Source organism: Acidobacteriota bacterium (assembly GCA_030697165.1).
Lineage (GTDB): Bacteria > Acidobacteriota > Vicinamibacteria > Vicinamibacterales > UBA2999 > 12-FULL-67-14b.
Map to the genome: position 1 here is coordinate 221,830 of JAUYQQ010000023.1, position 12,173 is coordinate 234,002.

The following is a 12,173-nucleotide window of genomic DNA, read 5'->3' on the forward strand; positions in this document are numbered from 1 at the left end:
GCGTGGCTCTGCGTGTGCGCCGCAACAGTGATTGCACAGGATGTCACCGAGTCGTCTCTCAAGGCGGCGTTCGTCCACAATTTCATCAAATTCACTTCGTGGCCGCCGGCCATCCTGCCGAGGTCGGCGCCCCTGGTGGCATGCGTGGTCGGAGACGAGGCGTTCGCCGGCGTCCTCGGCAAGTACGTCCGCGGCCAACCAGTGGACGGCCACGACATCGTGGTCCAAACCATCGCGTTCGGCGCGCCGCTGCGGTCGTGCCACCTGGTGTACGTGTCAGGCCTGACCGGCAGCCGGGCCGCCGAGGTCGCGGCCTCGCTCAACGGCAGTCCCGTGCTGACCCTGAGCGACATCGACCAGTTCGCACACGGCGGCGGCATGGTGCAGTTCTACAGCGACCAGGGCGGGCTGCGCTTCCGCGTCAACCTCGTCAACACGAAGCGCTCAGGCCTGCAGCTCGGCTCTCAGCTCCTGTCCCTGGCGACGATTATCAAATGACCCAACACCCATTCCTCGCGGCGATCTGCTCTGGCGCCGGCCGGGTCCTGCTCGTCGGCGGCCTGCTCGCCGTCCCGGCGGTCGCCCCGGCGCAGCAGCTTCATGAACTCAGTCTCGAGGAGCTCATGCGCATTGACGCCGGGCGGGTGTTTGGCGCATCGGAGCGGACCCAGCCGGTCACCGAAGCTCCCGCCTCGGTCACGTTCGTCACCAGGGAGGAGATCGCGCGCATGGGCTACCGGACGCTCGCCGAGGTGTTGCGGGGCGTGCGCGGGATGTTTGTGACCGACGACCGCAACTACAGCTACCTGGGCGCGCGGGGTTTTGCCACACCCGGCGACTACAACAGCCGCATCCTGCTCCTGGTGAACGGACACCGGGTCAACGACAACGTGTTCGGGCAGGCGGAGATCGGCGCGGAGTTCGGCATGGACCCGGCAATGTTCGAGCGGGTCGAGATCATCCGCGGGCCGGCCTCGTCGCTCTATGGCGACAGTGCGTTCTTCGCGGTGGTGAACGTCATTACCAGGTCAGGCGCGTCTCTCGACGCGGCCGAGATCGCCGTCGAGGGGGGCAGCCTTGGCACGGCGCGGGCCCGCACCAGCGTGGGACGCCGCTTCGCCAACGGCGTGGACTTCGCCCTGTCGGCCACGGCCGAACGCAGTGCCGGCGTCGAGCAGCTGTACTTCCCCGCCTTCGATGCGCCCGACACCAACAACGGGGTGGCCGACGGCCTCGACGGCGAAGAGCTCGAGCAGTTCTACGGCCAACTCAGCTTCCGGGACGTGACGCTCACCAGTGTGTACGGCCGGCGCCAGCGGCAGATCCCCACGGCCTCGCTCGGCACCGTCTTCAACGAGCAGACTGTGCCGGAGCAGACGACGGATGCTCATACGCTGCTCGACGCGCAATACGCGCGGTCGTTCGGAGCCACACGCCTTAGCGCGCGAGCCTCCTACGATCGGCTCGCCGCCGGCGGCCGCTATCCTTTCGCCAGTGCCGAGAACCCGGCGGTCCCGATCGTCGGCACCACTGACATTCTCGGATCGCGCTGGAGCGCCGGTACCGGACTGACGCGATCCATGCCAGGGCGGCAGGTCCTCACCGTTGGCGCGGAGTTCATCAACAACCTCCATCAGGATCAGCGGTTCCAATACAGCAATGAGGCGGAGCCGTTGTTCGTGGACCGCCAATCCTCGAGGCAGTATGCCGTCTACGCACAGGACGAAATCAGGCCGGCCAATTGGCTGATCCTCAACGCGGGCGTTCGCTACGACGGCTACGAGCAGTTTCGCCGGTTGTCGCCACGCACGGCGGTGATCGTGATGCCGTCACCGAACGAATCCTTCAAGTACCTGTTCGGGTCGGCCTTTCGCGCACCCAATGCGTATGAGCAGAACCCCTTCTACTTCGGCGTGTCGAACCTGCTGCCCGAGTCGATCAACACCCATGAAGTGGTCTGGGAGCGCTACACCAACGACACGCTGCGAACGGCGGTCTCGACATACTGGTACACCGCCGAGCGCCTGATCACGCTGAGGACGGATCCCTCCACCCCCCTGGGCGTGGCCTACGTCAACGAAGGGCAGGTGCGCGCCAGGGGGCTCGAGCTCGAAGCGCAGATGCGGATCAGGGGCGGGGTGCGGGCGGTGACCAGTTATGCGCTGCAACGCGTCACCGATCAGCAGACCGGGACGGCTCTCACCAACTCGCCGCGGCACATGCTCAAGGCGCGGGTCATCATGGATGGTCCGACCAACCGGCCCATCATCGCGGCCGAAGTGGTGCACCTGAGCAGCCGGACGACGCTCGCAGGTCAGACCCTCGGGTCCGCGACGGTCGCCAACGTGACGGTCACCCAGCCGATCGGCCGCGACTTCGAGCTGGTCGGCATGTTCCGCAACCTGTTCAACGAGCAATTTGAGGATCCGGTATCCGGCGCGCACCGCCAGGACTCCATCCTGCAGAACGGCCGGACGTTCCGCATCGGCCTCGGCTGGAAGTTCTGGTCGCAATAGCGAACTCCCTTATACTCGCCTGCGGGAGAAGAACATGCGTGCACGGATCGTGATTGCTTTGGTCGCTACGGTAGCTGCGGGAGCCCTGGTCGTTGGCCAGTCCCCCAAGCGGCTGAACCCCATGATTGAACTGATGGCCGCGAAGAAGCCGGTCTTCGGCCTCTATGCCCCGGCCAATCGCCGCATGGGCGGCGGCCCCCCGGGCGCCGCGCCGGGCAGCGTCGTGACGCCGCCGGTAGTGATGCCCCAGAAGACGGCGGCCGAGCTGGCCGCCGAGGCCCTGGCGAACACGAACACCGACTACATCTTCGACGGGACGATGGAAGGCAACATGGCGCGGGCGCTGCCGGTGTTCACCGACTTCGTCAAGGGCATGGCCGGCACCGGCGCGTTCCTGAAGTCGCCCGCCGGCGCGTTCACGCACCCGCTCGTGGTCAAGATGCACGAGATCGCGCCCGACCCGAAGGCCGCCGCGGTCAGCATCGGCCAGCAGCTCAATCTCGGCGTCAGCGGCATCATGTTCGTGTCGGTCGAAAGCGCCGCCGAAGCCAAGGCCGGCATCGACGCCATGCGCTTCAAGGCCAACGGCGGCACGCGCTCCGAGGATGTCGGCCAGGCGCCGGCGCTGTGGGGTCTGAGCGAGAAGGAGTACAAGGCCAAGGCCGACCTGTGGCCGCTCAACCCGAACGGCGAGCTCGTCAACTGGACCATCATCGAGAGCCATGAGGGCCTCAAGAACGTGCGCGAGATCGCGGCCGTCAAAGGCATCGGCGTGCTCTGGCCCGGCGCCGGCACGCTGCGCGGCATGTTCAGCACGGTGCAGCCAGACAAGACCCGCAAGCTCGACGAAGCGGCGTGGGAAGCGTCGATTCAGAAGGTGCTGGCGGCGTGCAAGGAGTTTGGCGTCGCGTGCGGCTACCCCGCCAACGCCGGCGACATCGAGATGCGCATGAAGCAGGGCTTCAGCGTGTTCGTCATGGGCTGGGGCGACGCCGGCTTCAAGGCGATTGAGGTCGGCAAGAAGGCGGCCGGCCGGTAGTTATTTCGCGGCGAGCAGCGGCTTGACGGTGCGGTCGACGTCCTTGAAGTCGACGATGCCGTCATGCCGCAGCACGATTTTACCCTTGCGGTCGATGATGAACGTCGCCGGCAGGGCCTCGACTTCGCCGAAGGCCGTTGACACCTCGGGCGTGCCAATCAGGATCGGGAAGTTCATCGCCGTCTGTTTCCCGTCAACCACGAACTTGTTCTTCTGCAGCCAGGGCGTAATCACGCTGGCACCTTCTTCGTCCATCGACACGCCAAGCACCACCAGCCCGGCCTGCCCGTGCACCTGCTGCAGCTTCATCAGGATCGGCATCTCGGCCTTGCAGGGGCCGCACCAGGTCGCCCAGAAGTTGACGATCACCACCTTGCCGGCCTGTTGGGCCATGGTGACGGTCGCGCCCTTGAGGTCCTTCAGCGAAAACGCCGGCGCGGTGCTGCCCACGGCCTGCTCGCCACGGACCGACACCACCGCCAACAACAGCACCGCCAACACGGTCGCCTTCATCCTCATCGAGACTCCTGGCTCTTCGGGGTCAACACCACGTAGGTCGGCAAGCCGACCGCGCCAAATCGCTGCATCACTTCTCTGGCCGGCGACTCGTCCGGCACTTCGGCCTGGAACTTGATCTTCACGAAGCCGTCGAGCGCCGCCTTGACCGACGGATCGACCAGCGTCGTCTTGTCCATGGTCAGGCAGTTCTTGCACCACGTCGCCCACATGTCGATCAGCACGGGCTTGCCTTCGCGCTGGGCCACGGCCAGGCCCTCGGCGAGATCGGCGTGCCAGCCGTCCTTGAGCATGGCGTCCACGCTCGACGAGACCTGCGCCGGATCGACCGCGCGATCGCGGAAGATGCCATACGCGGTGTAGCCGTAGTACGCCGCGGTCAACAGGATGATGACGCCAAACCCCTGCTTCACGCGCACCATCCACGCGCCCGGCTTGGGCAACGCGCTGATGCCGGCGCCGGCAAACGGCCACGGCGCGGCCATGCCAAGTCCCAGCACGAACGGCAGCGCCAGGGCGGCGACAGTTCCGGTCGCGTAGAGATTGGTCGAGAACAGCACCACCTGGATGACCACCGGCGCGACGCACGCGCCCGCCAGCAGCGCGGCCACGCCGCCCATGGTGAAGGCCAGCGTCACCGAGCCGCGGCTCGAGCCGGTACCCACGTTGGCCGAGTACTTGGAGAAGTCGATCTCGAACACGTCGAACATCGCCAGCGCCAGCCCCACGAACAGCACGGCAATGCCCAGGTTGAACCACGGCGAGGCGTTGATCGTGCCGAAGGTCTGCGCCGACAGGATCACAATCAGCCCCAAGACGCCGTAGACGAGGGCCATGGCAGTGCCGTAGACGCTGCCGAGCAGCAGGCCGCGCGAGCGCGAACCGCCCTGCGAGCCGGCGCCGATAATGGCCAGGTTGACCGGGATCATCGGCAGCACGCACGGCGTGAGGTTCAGGGCAAGACCGCCGATAAACACGATCAACAGGATCGCGAGCGGTCCGCGCCCTTCGAACAACCCCTTCTGCGCGATGCCGGCCTCCGCGTCCTGCACGAACTTGGTAAAGGCGGCGGCCGCGAGATACCCGCCGTCGGTGCCGCCAACGTTGAAGTTGTCGAGCATCGCCATGGCATCGGTGGGTGTCGCCGGCACCGTGGCCGCGGGCGTCAAGGGCCTCGGCGCGACAATCGGGACCGCGGCGGCATTCGTGAAGTCGAGCGACGCGATTGCGGCGGGCGGCGCGACGGCCGCGGCCGTGCCCGACACCGACAGGTTCAGATCAAGCGACGCGGTGATCGGCAGGAAGCACTGCTTCTCGTCGCACGCCTGGTAGCGCACGCGCAGTGGCACGCGGTGCGTCCCCGGGGCGGCGTCGGCCGCGATCGCGAATTGCACGCCGATGGCGAACTCGCGTTCGAACACGAGCAGCGGAATGGGCTCGCCTTCCTGGATAAAGTCCTTGGCTGCTGGGAACGCGGCCGTGGCGGACGCCACGGCGGGCACGGCTTCCATCGAGACCGTGATCGGGATCAGGTTGGGATCGCGCGGCTTGTCGGAGTTCATGTGGAACCCCTCGGGCAGCCGAACCGTGATCGCGACCCGCGCGGAACTGCCGGGCTGGACGTCGAGGGCGGCGGGCAACACCACCACCTCGGCCACACCGGGACGCTGGCCGGGCGCCTGCGCCGACAGGCCCCCGCCCCAGAGGGCGGCGACAAGCGCAGCTGTCCCGAGTCCAATCGCAGTTCGCATCCACATATTGTGTCAGATGCCGGAAGCCGGCCTCCGGTTCCCGCCCGCTAGCAGGAAACGCAGCGGTTGTTGTTCTTGGCGCCCAAACCCTCGAGCAACTTGATGGTCTCGGGATAGGGCTGGGTGCGCTGGACGGGCCCGTTCGCCAAATCCACCGTCGTCTGGCCGCGGCGGTTGACCACCTTCACATCCGCGCCCTTCGACACCAGGTACAGGATCATCTCGTTGTCGCCCCGAGAAGCGGCGTTGTGGACGGCGGTGCTGCCGTCTTCATCTTCGGCATTCACGTCCACGCCGACTTCTTCCACCAGGTACTTCACGGCCGCCAGCATGCCGGTCGGCGCGAAGCGGTGGGCGTTGCCAGCAAAGCCCTCGCTGTAGCCGGCGCCGGCCGCGGCCACCAGGGGCGGCGTGCCGGGGCCACCCACCGGCAGGTTGGGACGCGGGGGCGCGGCATTGGCATCGCCGCTGCGGGTGCCGCCCTGGAAGTCGCGGCCGCCGGCGGGCTTCATGGTCGGGATGTTCGGATCGGCGCCGCGCGCAATCAACAGCTTCATGGCCGCGATGTCGCTGGCGTAGGCCGCACGCCAGAACGGGCTCGCGCCGGAATCGTCCGTCCGCAGGAGATCGAAGTTGTACTGCGTAAACCAGGTGTTGCGATTGGTGCGCGCGTTGGGATCGGCGCCCTTGTCGAGCAGCTTGGTCATCAGCTCGAGATAGCCCATCTTCTGCTGCAGGTAGGCGCGCGGCTGCGGGTAGAACGATCGCGGCTGCCACTGGACGTTGACCACGGCGTAGAGCGGCGTCACGCCGCCTTCGCTGGCCAGGTTCGGGTCGGCGCCGTGGTCGAGCAGGTAGCTCACCGTGTCGAAGTGGCCGTTGATCGCCGCCACCAGGATGGGCGTGGTCTTGTCGCCGGCGCCGCGCTGGTTGATGTTCGCGCCGCCCTCGACGAGCGCCCCAACCGTGCTCAGCGCGCCCTGCCGCGCGGCGAAGTGCAGCGCCGCCAGCCCGCCGTGCTTGCCGATCAGCTCGTTGTAGTTGAAGCCGCGGGTGACGCCGGGAATGACCGGACCGGGCCCCTGCACCGGCGCCGGCCGCGGCACGCCGTTCTGGTCGACGTCGGCGACCGTCGTCAGCGCCGCAAAATCTTCAACCCGCGAGGTGATGGCCACATCGGCGCCGCGCGACAGCAGCAGCTTGACCACGTCCACACGGTCGGCGGCCGCGGCGAACATCAGCGCGGTCTGGCCGTTGGCGGTTTCCGTGACGTCCAGCCCGGCGCCGTTCTCGATCAGCATCCGCACCGACTCGGTGCTGCCGGCATGTGACGCCTGCATCAGCGCGGTGGCGCCGGTCGCTGTCGTGGCGCCGACTGCGGAGCCAGCAGCAATCAGCGGGGCGATCACCGAGGCATGGCCGATCTGCGCGGCCAGGTGGAGCGGGGTGAACCCGCCCAACCGGGTCTTGGCGCCGACGTTGGCACCGGCATAGAGCAGCATCGACGCCAGCTCCGCATCGCCGTTGAGCGCGGCCCAGTGCAGCGCGGTCATGCCATCGCCCTGCGCGGCGTTGACGTCCACGCCTTCCTTAAGGAGCTTCTTAACCGTGGCGGCGTCCTTCGCCATGGCCGCATCAGCGATCGGCGCATTGGAGGCGGCCTGCAGGGTGGCGACGAGGCCGAGGATGGTGACGAAGGTGGCGAGTTTCTTCATATGCGATCCATTGCGGTAACGCGCGGCCGGGACTGAAGTCCCGGCCCTCCGAACGTCGTCTAAAGGGCCGTCGGCGCGGGGGCGGCGTTCAAATCCATCACGCCCGAGCTGTCGCCGAACGAATCCATCTCCAGGCCGATGCCGCGCATGGCCGCCAGCATGGCGTTGGCCATGGGCGTGCCGTCGGCGGCCTTGATGTGCAGGTTGCCCTTCAGCGCGCCGCCGGCGTGGCCGGCGAAGAACAGCGGGCAGCGCTTGTGGTTGTGCACGTTCGAGTTGCCCATCGGCGAGCCATAGATGATGAGCGAGTTCTCCAGCAGGTTGCTGTCGCCGTCGGGCGTCTCCTTCAGTTTCTTCAGGAAATACGGCACCAGGCTGACGTGGTACTTGTTGATCTTGGCCAGTTCCAGGATGCGATCGTCGCGATCCTGGTGGTGCGAGGCGATGTGGAAGCCGGTGTTGACGCCGGTTTCCGGGTAGACGCGGTTCGAGACGTCGCGGCTCAACTTGAACGCGGTGATGCGGGTCACGTCCGAGGCGAACGCCACGACCTGCATGTCGAACATCAGCTTGACGTGCTCGTCATAGGAGTCCGGCACGCCGATCGGCGCGCCCGGCATGGTGCGCTCGTCACCGCTCGCGTTCTGGGCCTCGACCTTCTGGATGCGCCGTTCGATCTCGCGCACATCGTCCAGGTAGTCGCTGAGCCGCGCCTGGTCGGCGGGACCAAGGGTGCTCTTCAGCTGGTTGGTCGACTGGGTGACCCAGTCGAGGATGCTGCGGTCGCGGCGCCGGCGCGCGGTGCGCGCCTCGGGCGTGGCGCCAATGCCGAACAGCTGATCGAACACCGCCCGCGGATCGCGAACCATCGGCAGCGGCTCGCTCGGCGACGCCCAGCTGATCGAGTCGGTGTAGGCGCACGAGTAGCCGTAGAAGCAGCCCCCGGCCTGGTCGACGTTCTCGACGCACAACTGCATCGACGGCAACGGCGTTTCCTGGCCGAACTTCTGCGCAAACATCTGATCGAGCGAAGTGCCGGCCCGCAGGTCCGAGCCCTGGGTCTGTCGCGGGTGCGCCTGCGTCAGGAACACGGCCGCCGAGCGGAAGTGATCGCCGCCGATCTCGGGCGGATTGAACGCCTCGGCGTTGCGCACGTCGGTGTTGCTGACAATGGTGAGGTAATCACGCCACGGTTCGAGCGGCGCCATGCTGGTCGGGCTCAGGTCGAACGCCGACCCGGTGGCCGCCGGCGCCCACAAGTTCTTCTGGATGCCGAAGGCCGTGCTCCCCGCCGAGCCATGCACCATTTCCATGGCAACCAGGCGGACCTTGCGCGTTTGCGCGGCGGCACGGGCCGGCATCATGGCGTCGAGCATGGGCAGGGCGATTGCGGCACCCAGGCCCTTCAGGACGGTACGGCGAGCAAGACGCTTATTCGTGATGACATTCATACATTCGCCTCGTAATCGGCAGCACTAAAGTGCTGCCCTACTGGCACCTCTTGCGGGTGCCGCCCTTCTGGCACTTCTTGTCACGGTACTGCGGCCACGGCGGTCGTGGCGGGTTCGGCGGCGCTGCCCCTCGTGAACAACGGACTGGTCGCCACGGCCTTTACGAAGGCCGACATCTTGTAGTCACGCTTGGCGGCCTCGCGCACCAACTGGCGCACCGCCCACATGTCGGGTGCCTCGATCCGGCGACCGAGCGCATAGGTCATCAGGTTCTCGGTGAAGCTCAGGAGGAACACTTCCTGGTGCTTCAGCAACGCCGCGCGCAGGCCGGCGGCGCCGTTCATGGGCGTGCCGTCGTAGAGCGTGCCGCTCGGGTCCACCGGCATGCCGCTGTCCTTGATCCGCCACTTGCCGGTCGCGTCGAAGTTCTCGAGCGCCAGCCCCAGCGGGTCGATCACGCGGTGGCACGAGGTGCACTGCGGGTTCTTGCGGTGCTCTTCCATGCGCTCGCGCACGGTCAGCACCTTGCCAGAGACATCGCCCTTGGTCTCCTCGAGCGCCGGCACGTTGGGCGGCGGCGGGGGCGGCGGCGAGCCCATCATCACTTCCATCACCCACTTGCCGCGCATCACCGGCGACGTGCGATCCGCCACCGACGTCAGCACCAGCACGCTGCCGTGCGTCAGGATGCCGCGGCGCTCGGCCGGCAGGGTCACCCGGCGAAACGCGTTGCCGGCGACGTTGGGAATGCCGTAGTGCCGGGCAATCCGTTCGTTGACGAACGAGTAGTCCGCCGTCAGCAGATCCAGCACGCTGCGGTCCTCGCGCACGATGCTGTCGAAGAAGAGTTCGGATTCCGTGACGAAGGCATCGCCCAGCGTGCGATCGAAATAGGGATAGGCCACCGCGTCGGGCAGCACGCCTTCCACGTCCCCCAGGCGCAGCCACTGGCGGGCAAACCGCGTCGACAACGCTTCGGACCGCGGATCCGCCACCAGCCGGGCGATCTGCTTCTCGTAAACCCCGGGCACGCTCAGGCGGCCCTGCGCCGCCAGCTTCGCCAGCTCGGCATCGGGCGCGGCGCCCCAGATGAAGTACGACAGCCGCGACGCCAGTTCGCCGTCATTCAGGCGGAACGACTGCCCCGCCTTCAACGTCGCCGGCGTGCTTTCGAGCTTGAACAGGAACTGCGGGCTGGCGAGGATCGCTTCAATGGCGCCGCCGATGGCGTATTCGAAATCGCCTTCCTTGCGGCCATCCTGGTAAAACTTCATCAACGAGGAGAGGTCGCGCTCGGCCACGTTGCCGCGAAAGGCCTGCGTCGCCAGCGTCCGCACAATCCGGGTGGCGCACGTGGCCTCGTCCGCGGCCGAGGTCGGCCGGCACGAGAACACCTTGCGCCGGCTGGCCGTGTCGGAAATGCCCGTGACGTTGTAGGGACCGACGATGCTGAAGTCCTTGACGTGCGGGAGAGTGGTGATGCCGATGGCGACGCCGATCTGCGTGTCGGCGAGCGTGTGATCGATCGGCGCGACCAGGTCGTTGACGGGCCCCTCGAAGCGCTGAACGAAGGCCGCGGTCACGCGCTGCACGCCGGCCTTGACGGCAATCGGCGGCGTCTTCAGCGACAGGCCGGTCGTGGTCTCGGCCATGCGCGGATCGATCTTCATGATCGCCTTGCGCTCGCCGTTCACCGACACTTCCACGGTTTCGCCTTCGTTGGGGCCGCCGAACAGGACGCCACACGCGTTGCTGTGCAGCTCCACCTTGAACACGTAGTCGCCGTCGGCCGGGAACGTGTGCGGCACCGACACGCCGCCGCGCGTGCCGAACGGCGCGCCCTCGACGCGCGCCAGCTGCGACGCGGTCTTCGGGACACGGTAATTGGTTTCCGTCGCGGCCGCCTCGGGATCGCCGATGGCCAGGGCCGTAACGCGGGCCGCGGCGCGCAGGTAGCTTTCCATCAGCGTCGGCGAGAACGACTGCGCGTCGGCGACGTTGTCGAAGCCGTTGCTGATGGTGTCGGCGGGCAGCAGGCTGGCCACATCGATGTCGACGTCGAGGAGGTCCTTCACCGCGCGCGCGTACTCGGCACGGTTCAACCGCTGGAACGGACGCGAGCCGGGATTGGGGTTGAGTGCGGCGGCGCGGTCAACGCGCGTCTCGAGCGCGGCGGCCAGCGCGAGAATCTGGCCGGCCGCGGGCCGCCGGGCGCCGGCCGGCGGCATCATCTGCGCGCGCAGCTTGCGAATGATCTTCTCCGTGAGCACCACATCGTCAGCCGCCTGGCCCGCATCGAACGCCGCCAGCGTCAGCCCGCCGGCCTTGCCGCGATCGCTGTGGCAGGCCACGCAGTACTGCTTGACCATGGCGTTCTGCTCGGCAGCGCCGAAGACAGGCACCACCGGCGCATGCGACGCCACCGGCTTCGGTGCCGCGGCAGGTGCCGGAGCGGCTGGCTTGGCGGGCGCTGTCGCGGCGGGCGCAGCGGGAGCCTGCCCGCTATCTCGCTCGGCGGTGACAGCAATATGGAGACTGGGAAGCGCGGCGACAAGCACCGCGATGATCAATCGCTTCATGGCCCTCGATTTCTGGCGCCAGTATAGCCGACTAAGTGCTGTCTCCGCAGAGACATCGGGAGACAGGACGGGGTGAGGTCCGATGCGCCGGGCCTACCTCTTGAGGAGGACGTATAAGCCGGGAAGATAGGCCATTGACCACGCCACGAAATGGCGAAATACCGAGAATTCCGGCGGCGGCCATCCCCGGTACAGCTGGAACAGCACGACGGCGAAGCCGAGGCCGGCGGCGAGGGCGGTCGCCAGACCGCGGCCGAGGGCCCTGGCAATGTCGAGACGACCGTCGAGGTGGGTCTGCAGCGCCGCCAGCATGATCCACAGCAGGACCCACGACACGATCATCATCGCGTAGCCACCAATCGGCGCCAGCGCGTAGAACGACAGCGCGGCCAGCATGCCGCTCAACAGGCCGCCGATCGCGCCGGCCGCCAGCTTGCCCTTGCGCCAACCCAGGTAGCCGCCGAGCGCGGCAAACAACACCGAGCCGTGGATCATGCCCGACGACACCTGGTGCTGCGGGATGTCGAGAAACCAGACGTAGTCGGCCACCGTGCTGAGCACGGCCAGCAGCATGGAACCGATCAACGCGGGGCCGAGCAACGTCAT

The 12,173-nt window shown here is 67.3% G+C and carries 9 protein-coding genes; 3 read left to right on the forward strand and 6 right to left on the reverse strand.

From position 1 onward, the window contains the following. The first annotated feature begins 12 nt into the window (after positions 1 to 12). Genes Q8T13_23160 through Q8T13_23170 form a run of 3 tightly spaced genes read left to right on the forward strand, consistent with a single transcriptional unit; the run spans position 13 to position 3,555 of the window. Positions 13 to 498, forward strand: a complete 486-nt coding sequence (locus tag Q8T13_23160; protein ID MDP3720672.1) for a YfiR family protein — start codon at positions 13 to 15, stop codon at positions 496 to 498. Beyond that, positions 495 to 2,516: a TonB-dependent receptor gene (locus Q8T13_23165; GenBank protein MDP3720673.1), complete on the forward strand. Its 2,022-nt coding sequence runs from the start codon at positions 495 to 497 to the stop codon at positions 2,514 to 2,516. Before Q8T13_23160 ends, Q8T13_23165 begins: the two co-directional genes overlap by 4 nt. 34 nt (positions 2,517 to 2,550) lie before the next feature. Further along, a complete protein-coding gene (locus Q8T13_23170; GenBank protein MDP3720674.1) occupies positions 2,551 to 3,555 on the forward strand; it encodes an aldolase/citrate lyase family protein in 1,005 nt (334 codons plus the stop codon). On the opposite strand, the gene Q8T13_23175 is transcribed toward Q8T13_23170, so the two are convergent. The 6 genes from Q8T13_23175 to Q8T13_23200 all read right to left on the reverse strand — a co-directional run bounded on the left by Q8T13_23175 (position 3,556) and on the right by Q8T13_23200 (position 12,173). Next, positions 3,556 to 4,074: a TlpA disulfide reductase family protein gene (locus tag Q8T13_23175; protein ID MDP3720675.1), complete on the reverse strand. Its 519-nt coding sequence runs from the start codon at positions 4,072 to 4,074 to the stop codon at positions 3,556 to 3,558. It lies immediately after the preceding gene. Beyond that, a complete protein-coding gene (locus Q8T13_23180; protein ID MDP3720676.1) occupies positions 4,071 to 5,822 on the reverse strand; it encodes a thioredoxin family protein in 1,752 nt (583 codons plus the stop codon). The genes Q8T13_23175 and Q8T13_23180 overlap by 4 nt, the downstream gene beginning before the upstream one ends. Before the next feature lie 47 nt (positions 5,823 to 5,869). Continuing rightward, complete coding sequence (locus tag Q8T13_23185; protein MDP3720677.1) at positions 5,870 to 7,537, reverse strand: ankyrin repeat domain-containing protein; 1,668 nt, start codon at positions 7,535 to 7,537, stop codon at positions 5,870 to 5,872. A gap of 59 nt (positions 7,538 to 7,596) precedes the next feature. Beyond that, positions 7,597 to 8,988 carry a DUF1552 domain-containing protein gene (locus Q8T13_23190; protein ID MDP3720678.1) on the reverse strand — a complete coding sequence of 464 codons (1,392 nt, stop codon included), beginning with the start codon at positions 8,986 to 8,988 and terminating at the stop codon, positions 7,597 to 7,599. 80 nt (positions 8,989 to 9,068) lie between these two features. Beyond that, positions 9,069 to 11,567, reverse strand: coding sequence for a DUF1592 domain-containing protein (locus Q8T13_23195; protein MDP3720679.1), 2,499 nt, complete (start codon positions 11,565 to 11,567; stop codon positions 9,069 to 9,071). Positions 11,568 to 11,660: 93 nt separating this feature from the next. After that, positions 11,661 to 12,173, reverse strand: a complete 513-nt coding sequence (locus Q8T13_23200) for a hypothetical protein (GenBank protein MDP3720680.1) — start codon at positions 12,171 to 12,173, stop codon at positions 11,661 to 11,663.